Raw genomic sequence first — 22,313 nt, forward strand, 5'->3', positions numbered from 1 at the left:
CATGAGCGCGCCTCGCTGGCTTTCACCCGCCGAACAGCGTGCCTGGCGTACGCACCTGGCGCTGCACAAGCTGCTCATGCACCGGCTCGACCGCGAGTTGCAGGAGCACTCTCTCTCGTTGAACGACTACGAGATCCTCGTCAACCTCTCCGAGAGCCAGGGCAGGCGCATGCGGATGAGCGACCTGGCCGACGCGACGATCCAGTCGCGCAGCCGGTTGTCGCATCAGATCTCCCGCATGGAGGCCAAGGGCCTGGTGGTCAGGGAGGACTGCCGTGACGACCGGAGGGGCACGTACGCGGTGCTGACCGACGAGGGGTGGGAGACGATCCAGCGGGTCGCGCCGTTCCACGTGGCGGGCGTCCGCGAGCACTTCGTCGACCGGCTCACCGACGATCAGCTCGACGCGATCGAGGAGGCGTACGCGCCTCTGGTGGAGCAGCTGAAGAAGCTGCGCTGACACCCAACCGATACCGGCGACGGCGCACGGCCTCCGCCGGTGGTCGATACGATCCGGTCATGCTCAGAAGACTCCTCGTCGTGGCCGCGCTCGCGTTAGCGTCGGCGTGCTCATCGGGCGGCGGCGGGGCCGAGCTGCCCGCCGGGCCCGAGCTGATGAAGAAGGCCTCCGAGTCCATGAAGGCCGTCAAGTCGGCCAGCTTCTCGATCGCGACCGAGGGCAAGCCGCAGGTGCCGGTCAAGAAGGCCGACGGCCGGCTCACGGCGGAGGGCGACGCCGACGGCACGCTCACGCTCGACTTCCTGGGCAGCCTGCAGGAGGTCTCCTTCGCCCTCGTCGGCGAGACGGTGCACTTCAAGGGGCCGACGGGCGGCTTCCAGAAGATGACGCGGGAGCAGCTCGCGCAGTTCTACGACCCGTCGGTGATCCTGGAGCCCACCAAGGGCATCGCGCAGCTGCTGGCCTCGGCCACCGACCCCAAGGTGGAGGGCGTCGAGGACGGCTCCTACCGGGTCGCCACCACCTTCCCCGCGAACGTCGTCGCGCCGATCGTGCCGGGCGTCACGCAGGGCGTGAACGGCAAGGTCTGGCTCGACCAGGCCAGCAGCCGGCTCACCAAGGCGAGCCTGCCGTTGCAGGGCGGTACGGTCACGGTGTCGTTCAGCGACTATGACGCCCCCGTGACGGTCACGCCGCCCGCCGCCGAGTGAGGCCGGCGAGATGAGGCGCGCCCGCCGGGTGGTGCTCGGCACGGGCGGCGCGGTGGTGCTGCTGGCGGCGCTGGACGCGTACGTGGTGGTGACGGTCCTCATCGACATCGCCGGGGACGTCGGCATCCCGCTCAACCACCTGGAGCGGGCCACGCCGATCGTGACGGGCTTCCTGCTCGGGTACGTCGCCGCGATGCCGCTGCTCGGCCAGCTCTCCGACCGGTACGGCCGCCGCCCCCTCATCCACGCCTGCCTGGCGGCCTTCGCCCTCGGCTCGGTGCTCACGGCGCTGGCGGCCGGGGAGGTCATGGTGGTGGCAGGGCGTACCGTGCAGGGGGTGGCCGGGGGCGCGCTGCTGCCGATCACGATGGCGCTCATCGGGGACCTGTGGGAGGAGCGGGAGCGGCCGGTCGCCCTGGGCGCGGTGGGCGCGGCGCAGGAGCTGGGCAGCGCGCTCGGGCCCCTGTACGGGGGGCTGCTGGCCGGGGTGCCCGGGGCCGTGGTCGCGGGGGTGGAGCTGGGGGGCTGGCACGCGATCTTCTGGATCAACGTCCCGCTCGCCGCCCTGGCCGCCGTCGCCATCCACTTCACCGTCCCGCCCCGCCCCCTCGCCCCGGCGTCCACCCGCGAGCAGGTGCCGTCCCCCGGCGCGGATCCCGATGCGGCGAGCGGCACGGTCACGGCCTCGCACCAGGACCCGGGCCCGGCAGGCGCGGCCACGGCCGGCGAACCGGCCACGGCGACCTCAGCCGGACCTGCCGCACACACGCTCGCGCCGGAGACTGCGGCGGACACCCCGGACGCGCACACGCCCACGCCGGAGTCGGCGGCGGGCGCGGCCGGGCGGGTGGATGTGGTGGGCGGGGCGTTGCTCGCGCTGGCGCTGGGCCTGCTGGTCGTGGGCCTGTACAACCCCGACCCCGCCACCGCCGTCCTCCCCCCGTGGGGCCCGCCGGTGATCGCCGCCGGGGTGCTGGTTGCCGGGGCGTTCGTCTGGTGGGAGATCCGCTCCCCCGTACGCCTGCTCGACCTCACCACCACCCGCAAGGGCCCGCTGCTGGCCACCCTGGGTGTCAGTTTCCTGGCCGGCGCCGCGCTCCTGGTGACCATGGTGTTCGTCCAGATCACCGCCCAGACCCTGCTGGGCAAGGAGGCGCTGGCGGCGTCGCTGGTGCTGGCCAGGTTCCTGGCGGCGCTGACCGTCGCGGCCCTGCTGGGCGGGCTGCTGGCGCGCAGGCTGGACGACCGGGTCGTGGCGGTGGCGGGCATGGCGCTGGCGGCCGGGGGTTACTGGCTGATGAGCCGCTGGCCGCTCGACCTGGCCGGGGCGGGCCTGGTGATGGACCGCGACCTGGTGCTCGCCGGGCTGGGCCTGGGCCTGGTGATCGCGCCGGTGTCGTCGGCGGTGCTGCGGGTGAGCACGGCGGCGCAGCACGGGGTGGCGTCGGCGGCGGTCGTCGTGGCCAGGATGATGGGCATGCTGATCGGCATCGCGGCCGTGTCGGCGTGGGGGTTCTACCGGTTCCAGTCGCTGACGGCCCACCTGGACACGCCGCTCCCGTTCGGCGTGGACCAGGAGACGTACCAGCGGCAACTGGCCGACTACACCGCCCAGGTGCAGGCGGCCCTGCACACCGAGTACACCGAGATGTTCCTGGTCACGGCGTTCATCTGCGTGGCGGGCGCGGCGGTCGCCGTCCTCATGCCGCGCCGCTGACGCGTGCCCGCCCCGCCGCGCGGGCGGGACGGGCACGCGGAGGTCACGGCGAGAGCCGGTGCAGGTCGCGCGGGAACGCGGTGGTCTGGCGGACGTTGGCCGCCCCCGTCAGCCGCGCCGTCCACCGCTCCAGCCCCAGCGCGAACCCGCCGTGCGGCGGCATCCCGTACCGGAAGGCCTGCAGATACCCCTCGTACGCCCGCGTCCCCTCGCCCCGCCCGGCCAGCGCCCGCACGTAGTCGTCGTAGCGGTGCAGCCGCTGCCCGCCGGTGACCAGCTCCATCCCGCGGAAGAGCAGGTCGAACCCGTTGGAGTACGCGGGCCGTTCAGGGTCGGGATGGGTGTAGAACGGCCGCTTGGCCATCGGATACCCGGTGACGAACAGGAACGCGGACCCGTGCTCCCGCTCCGCCCACTCCGACAGCCACCGCTCCTGCGCGGGCGCCAGGTCGGGCTCGCCGGAGGAGGTCAGCCGCTGCGCCTCGGTGAAGTGCACGGCGGGGATCTCGGCGGGCACCTCGGGAAGCTCCGCCCCCAGCAGGCCGAGCGCGGCGGCGGCACGCACGCGTACCGACTCCAGCATGCCCGCCACCACCTCGCGCAGCACCGCCATCACGTCCCGGTGGTCGCGGACGAAGCCCAGCTCGGCGTCCAGGCTGGTGTACTGGGCCAGGTGCCGCACGGTGTCGTGCGGCTCGGCGCGGAAGACCGGCCCCACCTCGTAGACCCGCTCGAACACCCCGGCCATCGCCTGCTTGTAGAACTGTGGCGACTGGGCGAGGTAGGCGGGCCGGCCGAAGTAGTCGAGGCCGAAGACGTTCGCGCCGGACTCGGTGGCCGAGCCGACGATCTTGGGTGTGTGGATCTCGGTGAAGCCGAGCCGGTCGAGCGTCTCGCGGAAGCCGGCCACGCTCGCCGCCGAGATCTCCAGCCCGGCCCGCAGCAGCGGGTGCCGCAGCGCGACCGGCGCGTGGTCGAGCACGGTCGGCAGCGCCGCCCCGACGACGGGCCTGTAGAGGTCGAACGGCGGCGCCTCGCACGGCCGCGCGAGCACGTCCACCTCGGGCGAGACCAGCTCGTAGCCGCCCGGCGCCCGCTCGCCCGCGACGACGGTGCCGGTGACCCGGACGACGCTCTCCTCGGGCGGCAGTTCGCCGGTGGCGACCGCCTGCGCCAGCCCGGTACGGTCCCTGACGACGAGGAAGGACACGGATTTGAGTTGCCGGCGGCGATGGACCCAACCGGCGATCGTCACTCGTTGGCCGGCGTGCTCAGCGAGCTCCGCCGACATGACACGAGAGATCATCACAGCTCCTCTGATGAAGGAAGTGCATGACCCCTTGGGAGTGCGGGAGAGAAGGGAACTCTCGGTGCCACCGCACTTTCGCCGCCCCGCGACGGGGGCGGCCTCGACGACCCGATGACGGGGGTCAGGCCGGCGGGGCATTTCCTCCCCGCACTCGGGAGTGTCTTCACCAGCGGGGCACGGCGCCGCCTTCGCAGCTACCGGCGGCTCTCTGGGCCCGTGCGGGGCCGCTGGCTACTCGTCTCCGTCAACGTGTTACCGCCGATCCTACGATCAACGCGGGACCGGCGGCAAAACGATTACTTGTCCTTCTTGGCGCGCTTCTCGCGGATCTTCATCGTCACCTCGATCGGCGACCCGGCGAAGCCGAACTCCTCGCGGATGCGCCGCTCGATGAAGCGCCGGTAGGTCTCCTCCAGCCACCCGGAGGTGAACAGCACGAACTTGGGCGGCTCGACGGACGCCTGCGTGGCGAAGAGGATCTTCGGCTGCTTGCCGCCCCGCACCGGCGGCGGGGTCTGCTGCACCAGCTCGGTCAGGAACGCGTTGAGCCGCGACGTCGGCACCCGCGTGGACCAGGAGTCGAGCGCCTTCTCCAGGGCCGGGACGAGCCGGTCGACGTGCCGCCCGGTCTTGGCGGAGATGTTGACCCGCAGCGCCCACGGGGTGCGGACGAGCTGCCGGTCGATCTCCTTCTCCAGGTAGTAGCGCCGGTCCTCGTCGACCAGGTCCCACTTGTTGAAGGCCACCACCATGGCCCGCCCGGACTCGATGACCAGGCCGATGATGCGCAGGTCCTGCTCGGTGAGCGGCTCGCTGGCGTCGATCAGCACGATCGCCACCTCGGTGCGCTCCAGCGCCGCGCGGGTGCGCATGGCCGCGTAGAAGTCGGCGCCCTGCAGCTCGCGGTCGCGCCGCCTGATGCCGGCGGTGTCGACGAAGCGCCAGGTGCGCCCGCCGAGCTCGATCAGCTCGTCCACGGGGTCGCGGGTGGTGCCCGCCATCGGGTCGACCAGCACCCGCTCCTCGCCGGCCAGCTTGTTGAGCAGGGAGGACTTGCCGACGTTGGGCTTGCCGAGCAGCGCGACGCGGGCGGGCCCGCGCTCGGTGCCGAACGTGACCGCGGGCGTCTCGGGCAGCGCGTCGAGCATCACGTCGAGCAGGTCGCCGCTGGACCGGCCGTGCAGGGCCGAGACCGGGTACGGCTCGCCCAGCCCGAGCGACCACAGCGCGGCGGCCTCCAGTTCGAGCTGCTGGTTGTCGACCTTGTTGGCGGCCAGGATGACCGGCTTGCCGGACTGCCGCAGCACGGAGCCCACGATCTCGTCGGCGTCGGTCGCGCCCACGGTGGCGTCCACGACGAACACGATCACGTCGGCCAGCTCGACCGCGACCTGGGCCTGCTCGGCGATGCGCAGGTTCATGCCGGTGGCGTCAGGGTCCCAGCCGCCGGTGTCGACCACGGTGAAGCGGCGGCCGCGCCAGTTGGCGTCGTAGGTGACGCGGTCGCGGGTGACGCCCGGCACGTCCTCGACGACCGCCTCGCGGCGGCCGATGATGCGGTTGACCAGCGTGGACTTGCCGACGTTGGGCCGCCCGACGATGGCCACGACCGGCAGCGGCGCGCTGTGGTGCTCCTGCTCGTCGATCTCCAGCTCGTCGAGGTCGGCCTCGACCCAATCCCCCGTTGACACGATGTCTCGTCCTTACAGTGAGTACCGCACCTGAACGGTTCAGGTGCGCTCTTTGACCAGTCTCAGCACCTCCGCGATGACCTCTTCCAGGTTCAGCGCGGTGGTGTCGAGCTCGATGGCGCCAGCCGCCATCGAGAGCGGGTCCGTCTTACGTGTTGAGTCCAGGGTGTCACGCCTGGCCATGGCCTCCTGCTGCGCCTCCACCGTGGAGCCGGCGACCTCGGCGCTGCGCCTGCGGGCGCGGGCCTCCGCGCTGGCCGTCAGGTAGATCTTGACGGCAGCCTGGGGCCAGACGACCGAGCCGATGTCGCGGCCCTCGACCACGATGTCACCGGCGCCGATGATCTCGCGCTGCAGCGCGACGAGCCGGGTGCGCACCTCGGGCACGGCGGCGACGGCCGAGACCGCGCCGGTGACGTCGGCCTGCCTGATCGGCTCCGCCACGTCGACGCCGTCGACATGGATGGCGGGGCCGTCGGGGTCGGTGCCGGAGACGATGGCGGGCTCGCCGCAGCGGGCCGCGACGGCGGCGGGGTCGGCCAGGTCGACGCCCTGCCGGAGCATCCACCAGGTCATCGCCCGGTACATCGCCCCGGTGTCGAGGTAACGCAGGCCAAGCGCGCGGGCGGCGCCACGCGACACGCTCGACTTACCCGACCCCGAAGGGCCGTCCATGGCGACGACCAGACCGGTCACGGCCTCTCCCTCTTCACGTGTTAGGTCCAACCCGAAGAGGCTACCGCCTCCGGGACGCTCTTATGGTTGCCGACGGGGCAGGCCGATCACCCCGGATCAGCCGTTCGGTGCCGTGGCAGCAGGACGCTGACCGCCGCGATGGCCAGGCCGAGCCCGGCCGCGATGAGGAAGACCCGGTCGTAGTGCGAGGCGGCGCCCGCGGCCGTCGCCAGCACCGCCAGGCCGATCGACCCGCCCACCTGGCCGGCCGTACTGGCCAGGCCGCCGACGATGCCGGCGTCCCCCTCGGGCACGCCGGCGGTCGCCGCGGCCATGAGGGTGGGGAAGGTCAGCCCGATGCCGAGCGCGACGAGCAGCGTGGGCCCGAGTACGCCGACGGCGTACCCGCTGCCGGCGGAGGCCTGGGCGAGCCAGCCGAACCCGGCCAGGAAGCAGGCGCTGCCGGCCAGGACCAGGGGCCGCACGCCGGTCCGCGGCATCAGCACGGCGGCCCACCGCGCGACCACCAGGAACACGACCGCCGCGGGTGTCTGCCCGAGCCCGGCCTGCAAGGCGCTGAATCCCAGGACGCCCTGCAGGAAGAGCGAGGTGAAGTACCACATCGCGATGGTGATCCCGCCGAACAGCAGCAGCATGCCGTTGCCCGCAGCCACTCCCCGGACCCTGAACAGCCGCAGCGGCATCATCGGCCGGGCGGCGAGCCGCGCCTGCACCGCGACGAAGGCGCCGAGCAGCAGCAGGCCCGCCACCACCGGCCCGGCGACCGGCACGGACGTCCAGCCGTGATCGGCGGTCTGCATCACCCCGTAGACCAGCGCGGCCAGCCCGGCCGTCCCGGTGATCGCGCCGGCGAGGTCGAGCGGCTCGCGCCGGCCGGGCCGCGCGCCGGCCAGCGCCGTCAGGGCCGTGCCGATCAGCGCCGCGCCGATCGGCACGTTGATGAGGAACACCCACCGCCACGACAGGCCGGTGGTGATGGCGCCGCCCGCGAGCGCGCCTGCCATCCCGCCCACGCCGCCCGCGGCGGACCAGGCGCCGAACGCCCTGGCGCGCGCGTGCGGTTCCGTGAAGGAGGTGGTGATCACGGCCAGCGTGGCCGGGGCCATCAGGGCGGCTCCGACGCCCTGCGCGACGCGGGCCGCCACCAGGACCTGCGGAGCGGTCGCCAGGCCGCCGGCCAGGCTGGCGGCGGAGAAGACGACCAGCCCGGCGGTCAGGATCCGGCGCGGGCCGAACAGGTCGGCGGCGCGCCCGCCCAGCAGCATGAAGCCGGCGAAGGTGAGCAGGTAGCCGTTCATCACCCAGGCCAGCCCGGTGGAGGTGAAGCCGAGGTCGTCGCGGACCGAGGGCAGGGCGACGTTGACGATGGACGAGTCCAGGATGACCATGAACTGGCAGGCGCACGCCAGCGCCAGCACCATCCACGCCGGGCCAGTGTGCAGGCCGGGCTGCGGTCCAGGCAGCGGGCTGGGCTGCGGGCGCGACTGCGGGCCGGGCTGTGAGCCGGACTGCGAGCCGGGCTGTGAGCGGAGCCGCGAGTCCGCGGAGCCCGCGCCTTCTTGGGCGTGCGTCGCGGGGTCGGTGCTTGTCATGACATTTCTCCTTGCGGGCCGGCCGCTCACACGCCCTGGGAAACGGTCACGGCGCCGCCGTCCAGGGCCGTGACGCCCGTCGCTGCGTCGCCGTCCAGGGCCGTGACCCCCGTCGCGGCACCGCCGTCCGGGGCCGTACGGCCGCCCTCCAGCAGCCGCGTCGTGACCTCGGCCAGCCGCCGGCCCTGGTACCTGGCCGCTTCCAGCGTCGCGGCGTCCGGGCCGTCGGTGGCCGGGCCGGTCATCGAGGTGCCGTACGGGTTGCCGCCGGCCGCGTACACGGCGGGGTCGGTGAATCCCGGCGGTACGATCAGCGCCCCCCAGTGGTAGAAGACGTTGCCCAGCGACAGGATCGTGGCCTCGCTTCCGCCGTGCCGGTTGTACGCCGAGGTGAAGGCCGTGACCGGCTTGTCGGCCAGCTTCCCTTCCCGCCACAGCCCGCCGGCCTGGTCGATGAACTGCTTGAGCTGCGCGGCCGGCGCGCCGAACCGGGTCGGCGTCCCGAACGCGAACGCGTCCGCCCAGGCCAGGTCCTCGATCGTGGCGGCGGCGATCGAGGCGGTGGCATCGGCGTGCCGCCGCCAGCGCGGGTTCTCGTCGATGGCGCTGTCGGGCGCCAGCTCGGCGACGCGGCGCAGCCGCACCTCGGCCCCGGCCGAGGCGGCGCCCCCGGCGACGGCCTGCGCGAGCGCGTGCACGGTGCCGGTGGAGCTGTAGTAGATGACGGCGACCTTGACGGTCATACCGGGCTCCTCGAAGTCGGGTAGCATTAGTTATGCGCATAATAATTATGCGCATAACTAATGTGTCAAGGAGAGCCCATGGACTTCGAGCAAGCCGACGCGCTCAACCAGGCCATCCGCCTGCTGAGCCTGCGCCACCGGGCCAGGGCCGCGGCGTTGCTGGCCCCGCTCGGCCTGCACCCCGGGCAGGAGGCGCTGCTGCTCGAACTCGCCCGGTCAGGCCCCAGCATCCAGACCCAGCTCAGCGAGGCGCTCGGCTGCGAGCCGCCCAGCGTCACGCTCATGGTCCGCAAGCTCGAAGCCGCCGGCCACATCCGCCGCGCGCCCGCCCCCGCCGACAGGCGCGCCAGCATCGTCGAGCTCACCGACAGCGGCAGGGAGCTGACCGGGCAGATCAAGCGGCTCTGGTGCGACCTGGCGGAGGAGACGGTGACCGGCCTGTCCGCCGAGACGGTGGCGGACCTGCCCGGCATCCTCAGGACGCTGTCCGGCAACGTGGACGCGAAAGGCCGCCACCCGCACAACGACGGCCGGCCCTGATCGCAGGCCGCCACCCGCACGGGCCGGCTCTTGTTACAGGCCGCCACCCGCACAGGCCGACGTTCCAGCGGGTCGCCACCCGCACGGGCCAGCTCCAGCGGGAGGTCGCCGGCGTCAGTCGGCGATCCAGCTCCCGTGGAAGCCGAGCGGCACCCGGGCGGGCAGGTGCACGGTGGCGACCGGCTCGCCGGTGAAGTCCTGCGCGGAAAGGATCACCAGGTCGGCGGCCCCCCTGGCCGGGTTGTTGACGAACGACAGCACGTAACCGTCGTCCTCGGCCTCCCCGGCACCGACGAAGACGGGCTCGCCCACGTACGCGCCGCGCCCGAGCTCCCGCGACTCCTGCGTGCCCCGCCGCAGGTCGTGCTTGATGAGCGTGTTGCCGAACGCGTCGTCCGCCAGATCCTCCAGCTCGCCGGCCACGCCGCCGCCCACGACGTCGACCAGCTCCCTGGTGACGGCGGTGTAGCCGTAGCGGTAGGGCCTGCCGGTGCGGCGCTCGTCCATGCGCGGGAACTCCTGGGCGCGATCGTCCAGCCGCGCCTGCCCGACGCGGCCGGTGGTGAGGTCGATCCGCCACCGGTCGAGCGCGGGCGGCCCGCCCAGGTCGAGCCGCGCGTCCACGAACCCCTTGGGGTAGCTGACCACGTCCACGACCACCTCGTCGCCGTCGTCGTAGGCGTTGAGCGTATGGAAGACCCAGCACGGCGGCGCGTCCACCCACCGCACGTCGCCGCTCTCGCGCGACATGAGCCCGATGCGCGCGGGGTGGTCGTCGTTCCACGCGTACGGCAGCCGGTCGCCCCTCTCCGCGTGGGCCAGGCTGAACGTGACAGGCAGGTCGTAGATCACCACGAACCGTTCGGTGAGCGCGAAGTCGTGCACCATCGGCTTGTCGGCGACCGGGATGTCGGTGACCCGCTGGACCACGCCCTTGGGGTCGAGCACGAGGTGCTGGTGGTGGTCCCAGCCGAAGAAGTACGCCAGCGCGTGCAGCTCGCCGGTGACCGGGTCGAGGTGGGTGTGCGCGGCGAACCCGCCCGGCAGCCCACCGCCGAAGTCGCAGGCGCCGATGGTGTCGAGCTCGTACCCCAGCTCGTACGGCAGCGCCCCCGCCTCCACGGTGGCGAACGTGCGCCCGCCCAGCCCGATGACGTGGGTGTTGGCCGAGAAGTCCAGCCCGGCGTGCACGGGCCCCGGCCTGGCCTCCTCGCCGAGCCGCCCGGCGACGCGCGCGCTGCGCACCCACCGGTTGCGGTACCACTCGGCGCGGCCGTCGCGCAGCCGCACCCCGTGCACCATGCCCTCGCCGAAGAACAGGTGGCCGGCGCTGGGGTCGTCGAGGCTGAGCGGGTTGGGGCCGTTACGCAGGTAGCGGCCGTTGAGCTCGGCCGGGATGCGGCCGGTGACGTCGAGGTCGAACGCGGTGATCTCCTCGCTCACCGGGGCGAATCCATCCTTGAAGGGAGTGGTCATGACGGGTCCCTTTCATCGTCGCAAGCCAGGAACGGCGTGAGCACCGAGACGCAGAGGAGCCGGAACCGCCGCCCGGCCACCTCCCGATCGAAGAATCCCGAGATCTCCAGCCCCACGGCGCCGTGCACGGCCATCCACAACACGTCGGCGATCTCCACTGCCTCGGCCCCGCGCAGCAGCCCGGCGTCCAGGCAGTCCGCCACCCCCCGCACCAGCAGCCCGAACGTGCGCTTGGCCGCCTGGACCGCCTCCGGGCTGGGGTTCAGCCCCGGCAGCGCCCCCTGGAACATGACCCGGTAGTAGTCGGGCTCGCTCAGCGCGTACTCGCGGTAGGCCATCAGCCCCAGGTGCAGGCGTTCGAACGGGTCGTCGCGCGCCGGCACCGACAGCAGCACCTGCTCGAACCGCGCGAACCCCTCCAGCCAGAGCGCCTCCCCGAGCCCGTCCTTCCCGCCGAAGAGCGTGTAGATCACCTTGGTCGAGCAGCCCACCTCGCCGGAGATCCGCCGCACGGTGAGCGCGGCCGGGCCCTCCGTGACGAGCAGCCGCTTGGCCGCGTCGAGGATGGCCGCCCTGACGACGCTCTGCCCCTCGCGCTGGGCCTGCTGGTACGCGGTAACCACCATGCTCGGTAACGCCGTTTCTTCTCGGTAACACTGTTACCTCCTCTATACGCCTCCTCCGGGAACCCGTCAACGGCCCGGCGGAGGAGTAAGGGCGTCCGCTCCGGTAAGTGACACCGTGTGAAGAACGGAGCCCGCGTCACGGTGGTCGTGGCGAGCAAGGACAGGCTGCGGGCGCTGACCCGCTCGCTCCCCCTGCACCCGCGCCCGGTGATCCTCGTGGACAACGGCTCCACCGACGGCACCGCCACGTTCGTCCGGCGCCACTTCCCCGACGTCCACGTGGTCGAGGCAGGCAGGAACCTGGGCGCCCCTGGCCGCAACATCGGCGTCCAGATGGCCGACACCCCCTACGTCGCCTTCGCCGACGACGACTCCTGGTGGGCGCCGGGCGCGCTGGACCGGGCCGCCGACGTGCTGGACGCCTACCCGCGCCTCGCGGTCCTGGGCGCGCGCGTGCTCGTGGGGCCCGAGGAGCGGCTGGACACGGTGTCGGAGCAGATGCGCCACTCCCCGCTCGGCGTCGAGCCCGACCTGCCGGGGCCGAGCGTGCTGGGGTTCCTGGCGTGCGGGGCGGTGGTGCGCAAGGAGGCGTTCCTCGACGCGGGAGGGTTCGACGACGTGATCTTCTTCTTCGGCGAGGAGGAGCGGCTGGCCGTGGATCTGGCCGCGAAGGGATGGGGGCTGGCGTACGTGGACGACGTGGTGGCGCACCACCACCCCTCGCCGGCCAGGGACCCGCGCGGCAGGCAGGTGCTGGCCGCGCGCAACGCCGTGCTGACGGCCGTGCTGCGCCGCCCGTGGCGGGTGGTGGCCAGGCGCTCGTTCGAGGCGCTGCGGGGCGGCTCCGCGGGCCGCGAGGGACTGCGTACGGCGGTGCGCAGGCTGCCGCGGGCGCTGGCCGAGCGACGGGGGCTGCCGGTCTCCGTGGAGCGGGCGCGGCGCACGCTGGAGCGGGCCGATGGCTGACCCGCGCGTGGGCGCCGTCGTGATCACCTGGAACCGGCGCGAGGAGGTGCTGACCGCGCTGGGCCGCCTGCTCGCGCTCCCGGAACGGCCCCAGGTGGTGCTGGTGGACAACGGCTCCGCCGACGGCACCGCCGAGGCCGTGGCGCGCGCCTACCCCGAGGTGGACGTGGTCGCCCTGGACGAGAACCTGGGCGCCGTGGGCCGCAACGTCGGGGTGGAGCGGCTGCGCACGCCGTACGTGGCCTTCGCCGACGACGACACCTGGTGGGAGCCCGGCTCGCTGGCGCGGGCCGCCGACAGGCTGGACGCCCATCCCCGCCTGGCCGTCGTGACGGCCCGCATCCTGGCCGAGCCCGGCGGGCGCGACGACCCGATCGTGGCCGAGCTGCGCGACTCCCCCGTGCCCGGCCCCGGCTGGCTGCCCGGCCCGGCGCTGGGCAGCTTCCTGGCGGGGGCGTCGGTGCTGCGGCGGGAGGCGTTCCTCGAATGCGGCGGCTTCTCGCGGCGGCTGTGGCTGGGCGGCGAGGAGGAGCTGCTGGCCGTGGACCTGGCGACGGCCGGCTGGGAGCTGTGTTACCTGGAGGAGCTGACGGTCCACCACCAGGCCTCGGAGCGGCGGGACGCGCACGGCAGGCGGCGGGTGGGGCTGCGCAACACGCTCTGGTTCACCTGGCTGCGGCGGCCGCTGCGCGCGGCGCTGCGGCGTACCGCGCACCTGGCCAGGACGGTGCCACGCGACCGCGTCTCGGCGCTGGCGGCCCTGGACGCCCTGCGCGGGCTGCCGTGGGTGCTGGCGGAACGGCGGTGCGTGCCGCCGCGCGTGGAGGCCAGGCTGGCGAGCCTGGAGGCGTCCCAGGAGAACTCGCGGGCCCGCCGTTACGTCTCGTGAACGCGGGGCAGCAGGCGGATATGAGCACAGCACCGAATCCGATCGACCTGCAGAAGCACCTGAGCGGGGTCGACTATCCGGCCAGCAAGGACGACCTGGTCAAGGCCGCCCGCGACCACAACGCGGGCGACGACATCGTCCAGGCGCTGCAGAACATGCCCGACCGCCAGTACGACGGCCCGAACGCCGTCAGTGAGGCGGTCACCAAGCGCTGATTCCGTGGGGGTGCGGTGGGCGGGGCCGTGAACGGCCCCGCCCACCGCGCGTCCCGCTCACGAGCGCCCGGCCGTCAGCCCGAACGCCCAGACCGGCACCAGGCCGCGCTTGAGCAGCCTGAACTGGGGAAGCGGGCTGCTGCTGACCGTCTCCTTGTAGGCGATGGCCGCGCGTCCGGTCAGGTACCACCGGCGCGGGCTGTCGTCCGGGTGGGTGAACTGGATGACGGCGTCCCGCCTGCCGAGGCTGACGGGCTGGTGGACGTACCCGAACCTGAAGGGCGGGGGCGTCCTCCCGAGCAGCGTGGCGGCCAGCGAGTCGGCCGCGCCCAGGCCCGTGGGGATGCCGCCCTGGCAGGTGCCGTGCATGACGCCGAACTTCTGGGTGACCGCGGCGGCGTCGCCGACGGCGTACACGTCCGGGTGGGAGACCGAGCGCAGCACCCGGTCCACCACGATCCGGCCGCGTTCGTCCACGGTCAGCCCCGACTCGGCGGCCAGCGGGAGGCCTCTGGTGCCGGTCGTCCAGAGCGTGGCGTCGGAGTGGATCAGCTCGCCGCCGGCCAGCTCGACGCCGTCGGGCAGCACCTTGGTGATGTCCGCGCCCGCGCGCACCTCGACGCCGAGCCGCTCCAGCGCCCTGTCCAGGTACGCCCGCGCGCCCCGGCTCATCATCGAGCCGGGACGTCCCCTGGTCAGCAGGACGACGTGCAGGTGCGGGCGGGCCTCGGCCAGCTCGGCGGCCGACTCGACGCCGGTCAGCCCGCCGCCGGCGACGATCACCGTGCCGCTGGTGAGGGTGTCCAGGTGCTCCGAGAGGCGCACGGTGGCCGCGTAGTCGTCGTAGACGTGGGCGTGCTCGGCGACTCCGGGGACGGTCGCGTCGGTGACGGTGCCGAGCGCGTAGATCAGCTTGTCGTAGCCGAGGGTGCGGCCGTCGCCGAGGCTCACCTGCCGCCGTACCGGGTCGACGGCGGTCACCCGCCCCTGCGCGAACTCGACGCCGCTGCCCGCCAGCACGTCGGTCAGCGCGTGGTCGGCCAGCCGCTCACCCGCCGCCGTCTGGTGCAGGCGCAGCCGCTCGGTGAACCTGGGGGACGCGTTCACCAGCGTGACGCGCGCGCCCGTGGAGCGGGTCCTGTGCGCGACCCTGATGGCCGCCGCGACGCCGGTGTAGCCCCCGCCGAGTACCAGGATGTCGGTCATCTTCCTTACCTCCTCGATTCGTGCTTGCAGACGAATCGGGGAGGCAAGGATGTGACATCGCCTAGGGAACCTGCCAGCCGCGCTCGCGCAGGGCCTCGGTGAGCGTGCCTGCCGCGTCGGGCTCCACCGACAGCTCGGCGATGCCCAGGGGCAGGCCGGGGGCATGCTCCAGGCGCACGTCCTCGACGTTGACGCCGACCTCGTCGCACACCTGGAACAGCCGCGCGAGCTGGCCGGGACGGTCGCCGATCACGACCTGGACGGCGGCGTAGGAGGAGGCGGGGCCGCCGTGCTTGCCGGGGATGCGGTCGTGGCCGACCACGCCGCGCTTGAGCAGCTGGGTGATCTCGTTGGTCGCGGTGCCGTCGCCCTCGGCCAGGGCGCGCAGCGCGCTCGCCGCGTCGGCCAGGTCGTTGGCCACGGCCTCCAGGACCTCGGCGACCGGGGACGCGTTGCCGGACAGGATGCCCAGCCACAGCCCGGGGTCGCTGCCGGCGATCCGCGTGACGTCGCGCACGCCCTGCCCCGCCAGGCCCAGCGCGACGTCCGTGGCGTCGGCCAGCCGGGCGGCCACGGCGGAGGCGGCCACGTGCGGCGCGTGGGAGACCACGGCGACCGCGCGGTCGTGGTCGATGGCGCTGACCTCCACCGCGTTGGCGCCGCACAGCTCGATCAGCCGCAGCACCGCCGCCTTCGCCTCCGGGTCGGCCTCCTCGGTCGGGCACAGCGCCCATGGCCGCCCGAGGAACAGGTCGTCCCTGGCCGCCCCCGGCCCCGACTTCTCCCGGCCGGCCAGCGGGTGGGAGGCGACGTAGGTGGCCAGGTCGCAGCCGAGCTGCGCGGCCCGGTGGATGGGCTCGGCCTTGACGCTGGCGACGTCGGTGTAGAACCGGGCCGCGTCCAGGCGCTGCAGCTCCAGCAGCTCCGTCGCCACGTACGCCGGAGGCACCGCGATGATCGCCAGGTCCGCCCGCTCGGCCGCCTGCGCCGCGGACTGCCCGCCCTTCATCGGCTGCCACTCCTCGCCCGCGCCGAGCTCCCGCGCCAGCCGTACGGCGCCCTGGTCGCGGTCGGCGAGCAGCACCCGCACCCCGCGCTTGCGCAGCGCCAGCGCCGCAGACGTGCCGATGAGACCGGTGCCGACGACGAGCACGGTACGAAGATCCATCTCGATGTCCTGTTTATCGGGCCGTACGGGCTGGTAGTGTCACGCGCCCGGCTTGCCGCGCGCTTGACGGGGTGCTACGGATTCATTGGGCGGTTCTATTGGGCGATGTCCTGGCGCAGCGCCACCGCGCCGCGCAGATAGACGTGCTGGATCTCCGAACGCGGGCGGTCGGTCTCCACGTGGGCCATCAGCCGTACGACGCGGGGCAGCGCGCCCGGCACGTCGATCTCGGTGCAGCAGATCAACGGGACCTCGTGGAAACCCAGCTTGCGCGCGGCGAGCGCCGGGAACTCGGCCGTCAGGTCGGGCGTGGCCGTGAACAACACGCTGATCACGTCGTCCGGGGACAGGCTGTTGCGCTCCATGATCGCGCTGACCAGCTCGGTCGTGCCGGAGATGACCGAGTCGCGGTCGTTGGCGTCCACCTGGATCGCCCCACGGATCGCCCGCACCATGTGGTTCGTCCCCTTCCATAGCCGCAGAGCCCGTGCGGAGGTTCGCACGGGCTCCTTCGTCCGGCCAGATTACAGCTTCACCGCCGCGTACAGCTCGCCGACTTCCTTCAAGCTCAGCGCTCTGACGGTGCCCGGCTTGGTCCTGCCCAGCTTCACCGGCCCGAACTCGATCCTGGCCAGGTCGATCACGCGGTGACCGGCCTCCTCCAGCATCCGCCGCACGACGTGCTTGCGCCCCTCGTGCAGCACGACCTCGACCAGCGCCTGCTGGCCGTGCTCCTGCACGATCGAGAACGCGTCGGCCCTGGCGATGCCGTCCTCCAGCTCGATGCCCTGCTTGAGCCTGCGGCCCAGGTCGCGCGGGATCGGCCCCGGCACCTTGGCCCAGTACTTCTTCTGCACGCCGTAGCTGGGGTGCGTCAGCCGGTTGGCCAGCTCGCCGTCGTTGGTGAGCAGCAGCAGGCCCTCGGTCTCGGTGTCGAGCCTGCCCACGTGGAACAGGCGTGGCGCCAGCTCCTCGACGTAGTCGGCCAGGCATGGGCGGCCCTGCGGGTCGTCCATCGTGGAGACGACGCCGATGGGCTTGTTCAGCGCGTAGTAGACCAGGTCGGGGGCGGTCGGGATGCGCTTGCCGTCCACGTGGATGACCTGCGCCGCCGGGTCGACCTTGGCGCCGAACCTCCTGACGACCTGGCCGTTCACCGTGACACGGCCCTCGCCGATCATCTCCTCGCAGGCCCTGCGGCTGGCCACGCCCGCCTGGGCGAGCACCTTCTGCAGGCGCACGCCGCCCGGGACCTCGGTGGTGTCGCGCTCGTCGGTGTAGCCCTCGGGGTAGAGGTCGCGGTCGCGGATCGGCTGCCGGGCGGCCTTCACCCGGTCGTGCTGCGGGCTGCCGTAGCCCGGCTGCCCGCCGCCACGCCTGGTGCCTCCGCCGATGGTCTGGACGTCGTCGCGGCGCGGGGTCCGGGGTGCGCGGGCGCCCTGGCGGTCATCGCCGTCGCGCCTGCCGTAACGGGAACGCGTCGAGCCCGCCGCCGCCCTGGGCGCGGCCTCCTCACGACGCCCGCTCCGCCCGGCCCGGAACCCACCGGCCCGGTCGTCGCGGCGCTGCTCGTCACGCCGGTCGTCGCGCCGGTCGTCACGCCGGTCGTCACGGCCCTCGGAACGGTAACCGCCGCCCCGATCGTCGCGACGGGGGGCGCGCTCATAACGCTCGCCACGCCCGTACCGCTCCTCGCGGACGGGACGCTCACTACGCCCGTAGCGCTCCTCGCGGACGGGACGCTCACCACGTCCGAAGCGGTCATCGCGAGCGGGACGGTCACTACGTCCGCCGAAACGGTCATCGCGAGCGGGACCGTCGCCACGGCCACCGAAGCGGTCATCACGGGCAGGTCGGTCACCGCGGCCGCCGAAGCGGTCATCGCGGCTGCGGAATCGATCGTCGCGGTCGCCACCACGGCCACCGAACCGGTCATCGCGGCCGTAGCGCTCGTCGCGGCCATAGCGGCCGTCACGCGCTTCGCGTCCGCCGCGGTCACCGCGGTCACCATAGGTACCACGGTCACCACGGTCGGCGCGGGCGCCACGGTCGGCCCGCTCGGCGCGGTCGCCACGGTCGGCGCGGGCGCCGAAGCGGTCATCGCGGCCGAACCGGTCATCACGGCCGGGTCGCTCTTCGCGGCCGAACCGGTCTTCGCGGCTGGGACGGCTCGCGTTCTCGCCGTCGCGCCTGCCGCCGTACCGGGCGCGGGAACCGCCCCGGTCGGCGCGCAAGGAGTCGCCGCGGCGGGCGCCGTCGCGGGCGCCGTCTCGGGCGCCGTCTCGGGCGCCGCTCTCGCGGCGGGGGCCGCCGCCGCGGAAATTGTCGTCGTCGCGGCGGAAACCGCCGCGGGTGTCGTCGGAGCGGAAGGCGGGACGCCCACCACGGCCGGAGCCGCCCGCGCGTCCACGACCGCGTCCATCACCGGACGGGGTGCTACGCCTGTTGATCACTTTGTTGTCTCCTCGAGATTCTCCACGTCGTCCGGGAGGAAGGGCGCGAGCTCGGGGAGCTCGCTCAGGTCCCGCAGTCCCAGACGTTCAAGGAAGTATGAGCTTGTCCGGTAGAGCACTGCCTGGCTCTCCGGGTCGGTGCCGGCCTCCTCGACCAGCCCCCTGGCGACGAGCGTTCGCATGACGCCGTCGCTGTTGACGCCGCGGACAGCGGCGACGCGGGCACGGCTCACCGGTTGCCGGTAGGCCACGACCGCTAGTGTCTCCAGCGCGGCCTGGGTCAGCCGCGTCTGCTGGCCGTCGCGTACGAACCGCTCGACCAGTTGCGCGCAGTCGGCTCGCGTGTAGAACCGCCAGCCGCCCGCGACTTCTCTCAGGTCAAAACCCCGCCCGGCGGCGGTGTATTCCGCCGCCAGCTCGCGCAGGGCGGCACTCACCTCGTGCGTGGGGCGCTCCAGCACCTGAGCGAGAGTCACCTCGGCAACAGGTTCGTCGACCACTAGCAGGATAGCCTCCAACGCGGCCTCCATCGTCGGCCCCACCCCACTCCCGCCGGCCCCGTCGTCCCCAGCCGCCTCCTCCGCCGCACCGGAAGCTTCAGGCTGCCCCGCGTCCTCGCCCGCATCGGGAGCCTCAGCGTGCTCGACGTCGGTGATCGCCAGCTCCCCGGGCGCGCGGTTTGCGCCGAGCTCCACCACACCACGCCCCGCCGACCCGGCGCCGTCGAGCTCCGAGGCCAGCGGCGCGGCGTCCTCAAGCTCCGGCTCCTCCGGCGCCGCATCTCCAAGCCGCGAACCTTCCGACCCAGCGTCCTCAGGCCCCGAACCCTCCGACCCAGCGTCCTCAGGCCCCGAGCCCACCGGCTCAGCGTCCACAAGCCCCGAGCCCACCGGCGCGACCTCCTCAAACCCAGGACCCGCCCTCCCGGTCTCCTCGTCCGCCGGGGTGGCCGCGGGCTCGGCTTCGAGCTCTGGGGCGCCTGGTTGGGCGAGGGAGCCCGGGAGGGTCATCCAGGCGGGCAGGGGCGGCTCCGAGTCCGGGGAGCGGCGGGGGTTGGGCAGCGGGTTGTCGTCAGTCATGGGATGGTTTCTCCGCGGATTCCTCGTAGTCGTCCCCCACCGCGACGTCCCCCTCGTCGGAGCCCGTCCACGTCACGTGCAGGTCCCCCAGCGGCTCGATCTGCTCGAACGTCACCGCCGACTCCCGGAAGAGCTCCAGCACGGCCAGGAACCGGGCGATGACCTCGATGGTGCCGTCGCAGTCGGCCACCAGCGCGCGGAAGGTGGCGCGCCGGAGCCGGCGCAGGTGCATGACGAGGATCGCCGCCTGCTCCTTGACGCTCGCCAGCGGCTGGTAGACGTGCCCCAGGTTGACGGTGGGCGGCAGTTTGGGGGTGAAGGCCTTGGCGGCGATGCGGGCGAGCTGCTCGGGGCCGATGCCGAGGATCAGCTCGGGCAGCAGGTTGGCGAACTGCTCCTCCATCGCCACGGTACGCGGGAAGCGCAGCGCCTCCTCCGCCATCCGCCCGGCGAAGACCTTGGCCACCTCTTTGTACGCCTTGTACTGCAGCAGCCGCGCGAACAGCAGGTCCCTGGCCTCCAGCAGCGCCAGGTCCTCCTCGTCCTCCACCTCGCCGGTGGGCAGCAGGCGGGCCGCCTTGAGGTCGAGCAGGGTGGCCGCGACCAGCAGGAAGTGGCTGGTCTGGTCGAGGTCCCACTCGGGGCCGCGGGAGCGGATGTAGGCGATGAACTCGTCGGTGACCTTGGAGAGCGAGACCTCGGTGATGTCGAGCTTGTGCTTGGCGATGAGGCCGAGGAGCAGGTCGAACGGACCCTCGAAGACGTCCAGGTGGACCTGGAAGCCCTGGGGCGGCGGCTGCTCGGTGGTCACCTGGCCATTGTGGCAGGCGCCGGCCAGCGCGAGAGCACCTCGCGGGCCAGCTCACGGTAGGCGTTCGCGCCGAGGGACGACGGGTCGAACGTGGTGATCGGCTCACCGGCGACCGTCGCGTCGGGGAAGCGCACCGTACGGTTGATCACGGTGTGGAACACCTTGTCGCCGAACGCCTCGACGACGCGGGCCAGCACCTCGCGCCCGTGCAGGGTACGGGCGTCGTACATGGTGGCCAGCAGGCCCTCGATCTCCAGGTCCTCGTTGAGCCGCTCCTGGACCTTGGAGATGGTGTCCATGAGCAGGGCGACGCCGCGCAGGGCGAAGAACTCGCACTCCAGCGGCACCATCACGCCGTGGGCGCAGGTGAGCGCGTTGATCGTGAGCAGGCCCAGCGACGGCTGGCAGTCGATGAGGCAGACGTCGTAGTGCGGCAGCAGCGGCTTGATGACGCGGCCGAGCACCTGCTCGCGGGCGACCTCGGTGACGAGCTGCACTTCGGCGGCGGACAGGTCGATGTTGCTGGGCAGCAGGTCGAGGCCCTCGACGCCGGTCTGCAGCAGCACCTCTTCGGCGGTGACGCCGCGCTCCATGAGCAGGTTGTAGACGGTCAGGTCGAGCTGGAGCGGGTTGATGCCCAGGCCGACGGACAGGGCGCCCTGCGGGTCGAAGTCGACCAGCAGCACCTTGAGGCCGTACTCGACGAGCGCGGCGCCCAGGTTGATGGTGGTGGTGGTCTTGCCGACGCCACCCTTCTGGTTGACCATCGCGACCACGCGCGCCGGGCCGTGCACCGCCGGGGGCACCGGCTCGGGGAACACCGGCCGGGGCCGCTGCGTCGGCCCGAGATTGACGCCGTTGGAAGGCGCGTTGGTCTTCGTGTCGCCCCAGGGGTTGTCGGGGGTCCCCGGGGTCGAACCCTTGGTCGTCACAGTCACCAGCTCGAACCTCCCTGACGATCCCGAACCGGACCGTCCGGACGGACACTATGGCGTCACCACTTAACGCGGCAAGGCGGCACGCCGTGGGCCGGCGCACGTCCCAAAAGACTATAGATCACTGCCGGGCACGGGGATGCGCCGCGGCGTAGACCTCGCGGAGTTTGTCGACCGTGACCAGGGTGTAGACCTGGGTGGTCGTCACAGAGGCATGGCCGAGCAACTCCTGTACCACCCTAACGTCCGCGCCGCCGTCAATCAGGTGGGTTGCAAAGGAATGGCGGAGTACGTGGGGGCTTATCCCGTCGAGTCCGGCGCGTTCGGCGGCGGCCTGGAGCACTTCCCAGGCTCCCTGCCTGGTCAGGCGGCCGCCGCGGGCGTTGAGGAAGACCGCGGGGGTGCCGCGCCCGTGGGCGAGCAGCCCGGGCCTGGCCCGTACGAGGTAGGCGTCCAGCGCCGAACGCGCGTATCTCCCCAGGGGCACGACGCGGGTACGGCCGCCCTTGCCGTGCAGGCGTACCTGGTCGTCCTCCAGGTCGTCCACGGCCAGCCCGACGGCTTCCGAGATGCGGGCGCCGGTGCCGTACAGGACCTCCAGCAGGGCGCGGTTGCGCAGCGTGAGGGGGGCGCCGTCGGGGCCGGAGGCGGCGATGAGGCGTTCGACCTCGGCCACGCCGATGGCCTTGGGCAGGCGGCGGAGCTGGCGCGGCGGGCGTACCTGGTGGGCGGGGTCGTGGGCGGTGACGCCTTCGCGCAGGGCGAAGCGGTGCAGCCCGCGCACGGCGGAGACGGCGCGGGCGGCGGAGCTGGCGACCAGGGCGGGGTGCTCGCCGTCGCCCTCGCGCAGCGCGGCGAGGAAGGCCAGCACGTCGGCCTCCCCCACCTCGCCGAGCTCCAGGCGCCCGCGCGCCTGGAGGTGTTCGAAGTATCGGCGCAGGTCACGGCGGTAGGACGCGAGCGTGTTGGCGGCCAGGCCGCGCTCCACGGCCAGATGGGCGAGGTAGCTGGAGAGCACCGCCTCCACGAAC

Annotated in this window: 22 protein-coding genes; 7 read left to right on the plus strand and 15 right to left on the minus strand. The window is 73.0% G+C overall.

The window, feature by feature from the left end:
- Position 1 precedes the first annotated feature (1 nt).
- The 3 genes from HD593_RS37070 to HD593_RS37080 are packed head-to-tail and all read left to right on the plus strand — an operon-like array spanning position 2 to position 2,887.
- A complete protein-coding gene (locus HD593_RS37070; protein WP_185106576.1) occupies positions 2-460 on the plus strand; it encodes a MarR family winged helix-turn-helix transcriptional regulator in 459 nt (152 codons plus the stop codon).
- Between the two features lie 59 nt (positions 461-519).
- Positions 520-1,170, plus strand: coding sequence for an LppX_LprAFG lipoprotein (locus HD593_RS37075; protein WP_185106577.1), 651 nt, complete (start codon positions 520-522; stop codon positions 1,168-1,170).
- Positions 1,171-1,180: 10 nt separating this feature from the next.
- Positions 1,181-2,887 carry an MFS transporter gene (locus HD593_RS37080; protein WP_185106578.1) on the plus strand — a complete coding sequence of 569 codons (1,707 nt, stop codon included), beginning with the start codon at positions 1,181-1,183 and terminating at the stop codon, positions 2,885-2,887.
- A 43-nt stretch (positions 2,888-2,930) separates the two neighbouring features.
- Here HD593_RS37080 and aspS read toward each other — a convergent pair whose 3' ends face one another.
- The 5 genes from aspS to wrbA all read right to left on the minus strand — a co-directional run bounded on the left by aspS (position 2,931) and on the right by wrbA (position 8,918).
- Positions 2,931-4,193, minus strand: coding sequence for an aspartate--tRNA(Asn) ligase (aspS, locus tag HD593_RS37085; protein WP_185106579.1), 1,263 nt, complete (start codon positions 4,191-4,193; stop codon positions 2,931-2,933).
- A 299-nt stretch (positions 4,194-4,492) separates the two neighbouring features.
- Positions 4,493-5,887 (minus strand): ribosome biogenesis GTPase Der, encoded by a 1,395-nt coding sequence (gene der, locus HD593_RS37090; protein ID WP_185106580.1) that lies wholly within the window; start codon positions 5,885-5,887, stop codon positions 4,493-4,495.
- A gap of 39 nt (positions 5,888-5,926) precedes the next feature.
- A complete protein-coding gene (gene cmk / locus HD593_RS37095) occupies positions 5,927-6,583 on the minus strand; it encodes a (d)CMP kinase (RefSeq protein ID WP_312903964.1) in 657 nt (218 codons plus the stop codon).
- A gap of 86 nt (positions 6,584-6,669) precedes the next feature.
- On the minus strand, positions 6,670-8,175 hold the full coding sequence (locus HD593_RS37100) for an MFS transporter (RefSeq protein ID WP_246546908.1): 1,506 nt from the start codon (positions 8,173-8,175) through the stop codon (positions 6,670-6,672).
- Positions 8,176-8,201: 26 nt separating this feature from the next.
- Positions 8,202-8,918 carry an NAD(P)H:quinone oxidoreductase gene (gene wrbA / locus HD593_RS37105; RefSeq protein ID WP_185106581.1) on the minus strand — a complete coding sequence of 239 codons (717 nt, stop codon included), beginning with the start codon at positions 8,916-8,918 and terminating at the stop codon, positions 8,202-8,204.
- 78 nt (positions 8,919-8,996) lie between these two features.
- Here wrbA and HD593_RS37110 point away from each other — a divergent pair, with 78 nt between their 5' ends.
- Complete coding sequence (locus HD593_RS37110) at positions 8,997-9,458, plus strand: MarR family winged helix-turn-helix transcriptional regulator (protein ID WP_185106582.1); 462 nt, start codon at positions 8,997-8,999, stop codon at positions 9,456-9,458.
- Positions 9,459-9,572: 114 nt separating this feature from the next.
- On the opposite strand, the gene HD593_RS37115 is transcribed toward HD593_RS37110, so the two are convergent.
- Together HD593_RS37115 and HD593_RS37120 are read right to left on the minus strand one after the other, a co-directional pair.
- Entirely contained in the window at positions 9,573-10,934 is a 1,362-nt protein-coding gene (locus HD593_RS37115; protein WP_185106583.1) for a carotenoid oxygenase family protein, read from the minus strand.
- Complete coding sequence (locus tag HD593_RS37120; protein ID WP_221525175.1) at positions 10,931-11,560, minus strand: TetR/AcrR family transcriptional regulator; 630 nt, start codon at positions 11,558-11,560, stop codon at positions 10,931-10,933. The genes HD593_RS37115 and HD593_RS37120 overlap by 4 nt, the downstream gene beginning before the upstream one ends.
- A gap of 117 nt (positions 11,561-11,677) precedes the next feature.
- Between HD593_RS37120 and HD593_RS37125 the strand changes: the two genes are divergently transcribed.
- Genes HD593_RS37125 through HD593_RS37135 form a run of 3 tightly spaced genes read left to right on the plus strand, consistent with a single transcriptional unit; the run spans position 11,678 to position 13,630 of the window.
- Complete coding sequence (locus HD593_RS37125; RefSeq protein ID WP_185106584.1) at positions 11,678-12,526, plus strand: glycosyltransferase family 2 protein; 849 nt, start codon at positions 11,678-11,680, stop codon at positions 12,524-12,526.
- Positions 12,519-13,415 (plus strand): glycosyltransferase family 2 protein, encoded by an 897-nt coding sequence (locus HD593_RS37130; protein WP_185106585.1) that lies wholly within the window; start codon positions 12,519-12,521, stop codon positions 13,413-13,415. Before HD593_RS37125 ends, HD593_RS37130 begins: the two co-directional genes overlap by 8 nt.
- A 20-nt stretch (positions 13,416-13,435) precedes the next feature.
- On the plus strand, positions 13,436-13,630 hold the full coding sequence (locus tag HD593_RS37135) for a DUF2795 domain-containing protein (RefSeq protein WP_043638925.1): 195 nt from the start codon (positions 13,436-13,438) through the stop codon (positions 13,628-13,630).
- Positions 13,631-13,687: 57 nt separating this feature from the next.
- On the opposite strand, the gene HD593_RS37140 is transcribed toward HD593_RS37135, so the two are convergent.
- The 8 genes from HD593_RS37140 to HD593_RS37175 all read right to left on the minus strand — a co-directional run bounded on the left by HD593_RS37140 (position 13,688) and on the right by HD593_RS37175 (position 22,309).
- Positions 13,688-14,836, minus strand: coding sequence for an NAD(P)/FAD-dependent oxidoreductase (locus tag HD593_RS37140; protein ID WP_185106586.1), 1,149 nt, complete (start codon positions 14,834-14,836; stop codon positions 13,688-13,690).
- 61 nt (positions 14,837-14,897) lie between these two features.
- The gene (locus HD593_RS37145) at positions 14,898-16,004 is read right to left on the minus strand and encodes a prephenate dehydrogenase (protein ID WP_185106587.1); all 1,107 of its coding nucleotides are present in this window, start codon (positions 16,002-16,004) and stop codon (positions 14,898-14,900) included.
- A gap of 95 nt (positions 16,005-16,099) precedes the next feature.
- Positions 16,100-16,459, minus strand: a complete 360-nt coding sequence (aroH, locus tag HD593_RS37150; RefSeq protein WP_080040950.1) for a chorismate mutase — start codon at positions 16,457-16,459, stop codon at positions 16,100-16,102.
- Between the two features lie 69 nt (positions 16,460-16,528).
- Positions 16,529-18,457, minus strand: a complete 1,929-nt coding sequence (locus HD593_RS37155) for a pseudouridine synthase (protein WP_312903966.1) — start codon at positions 18,455-18,457, stop codon at positions 16,529-16,531.
- Positions 18,454-18,987 (minus strand): SMC-Scp complex subunit ScpB, encoded by a 534-nt coding sequence (scpB, locus tag HD593_RS37160; RefSeq protein WP_185112363.1) that lies wholly within the window; start codon positions 18,985-18,987, stop codon positions 18,454-18,456. The genes HD593_RS37155 and scpB overlap by 4 nt, the downstream gene beginning before the upstream one ends.
- A gap of 541 nt (positions 18,988-19,528) precedes the next feature.
- The gene (locus HD593_RS37165) at positions 19,529-20,347 is read right to left on the minus strand and encodes a segregation and condensation protein A (RefSeq protein WP_185106588.1); all 819 of its coding nucleotides are present in this window, start codon (positions 20,345-20,347) and stop codon (positions 19,529-19,531) included.
- Positions 20,344-21,279, minus strand: a complete 936-nt coding sequence (locus HD593_RS37170; RefSeq protein ID WP_371250375.1) for a ParA family protein — start codon at positions 21,277-21,279, stop codon at positions 20,344-20,346. The genes HD593_RS37165 and HD593_RS37170 overlap by 4 nt, the downstream gene beginning before the upstream one ends.
- 124 nt (positions 21,280-21,403) lie before the next feature.
- Complete coding sequence (locus HD593_RS37175; RefSeq protein WP_185106590.1) at positions 21,404-22,309, minus strand: site-specific tyrosine recombinase XerD; 906 nt, start codon at positions 22,307-22,309, stop codon at positions 21,404-21,406.
- Positions 22,310-22,313 lie beyond the last annotated feature (4 nt).

The organism is Nonomuraea rubra, from assembly GCF_014207985.1.
GTDB classification, from domain to species: Bacteria; Actinomycetota; Actinomycetes; order Streptosporangiales; family Streptosporangiaceae; genus Nonomuraea; species Nonomuraea rubra.

What these genes read in the sequence shown, in the direction of transcription:
- HD593_RS37070 (WP_185106576.1), top strand. Translation starts at nt 2, where the DNA reads ATGAGCGCGCCTCGCTGGCTTTCACCCGCCGAACAGCGTGCCTGGCGT.
- HD593_RS37075 (WP_185106577.1), top strand. Translation starts at nt 520, where the DNA reads ATGCTCAGAAGACTCCTCGTCGTGGCCGCGCTCGCGTTAGCGTCGGCG.
- HD593_RS37080 (WP_185106578.1), top strand. Translation starts at nt 1,181, where the DNA reads ATGAGGCGCGCCCGCCGGGTGGTGCTCGGCACGGGCGGCGCGGTGGTG.
- aspS (WP_185106579.1), bottom strand. Translation starts at nt 4,193, where the DNA reads ATGATCTCTCGTGTCATGTCGGCGGAGCTCGCTGAGCACGCCGGCCAA.
- HD593_RS37100 (WP_246546908.1), bottom strand. Translation starts at nt 8,175, where the DNA reads ATGACAAGCACCGACCCCGCGACGCACGCCCAAGAAGGCGCGGGCTCC.
- wrbA (WP_185106581.1), bottom strand. Translation starts at nt 8,918, where the DNA reads ATGACCGTCAAGGTCGCCGTCATCTACTACAGCTCCACCGGCACCGTG.
- HD593_RS37110 (WP_185106582.1), top strand. Translation starts at nt 8,997, where the DNA reads ATGGACTTCGAGCAAGCCGACGCGCTCAACCAGGCCATCCGCCTGCTG.
- HD593_RS37115 (WP_185106583.1), bottom strand. Translation starts at nt 10,934, where the DNA reads ATGACCACTCCCTTCAAGGATGGATTCGCCCCGGTGAGCGAGGAGATC.
- HD593_RS37120 (WP_221525175.1), bottom strand. Translation starts at nt 11,560, where the DNA reads ATGGTGGTTACCGCGTACCAGCAGGCCCAGCGCGAGGGGCAGAGCGTC.
- HD593_RS37130 (WP_185106585.1), top strand. Translation starts at nt 12,519, where the DNA reads ATGGCTGACCCGCGCGTGGGCGCCGTCGTGATCACCTGGAACCGGCGC.
- HD593_RS37135 (WP_043638925.1), top strand. Translation starts at nt 13,436, where the DNA reads ATGAGCACAGCACCGAATCCGATCGACCTGCAGAAGCACCTGAGCGGG.
- HD593_RS37140 (WP_185106586.1), bottom strand. Translation starts at nt 14,836, where the DNA reads ATGACCGACATCCTGGTACTCGGCGGGGGCTACACCGGCGTCGCGGCG.
- HD593_RS37145 (WP_185106587.1), bottom strand. Translation starts at nt 16,004, where the DNA reads ATGGATCTTCGTACCGTGCTCGTCGTCGGCACCGGTCTCATCGGCACG.
- aroH (WP_080040950.1), bottom strand. Translation starts at nt 16,459, where the DNA reads ATGGTGCGGGCGATCCGTGGGGCGATCCAGGTGGACGCCAACGACCGC.
- scpB (WP_185112363.1), bottom strand. Translation starts at nt 18,987, where the DNA reads ATGGAGGCCGCGTTGGAGGCTATCCTGCTAGTGGTCGACGAACCTGTT.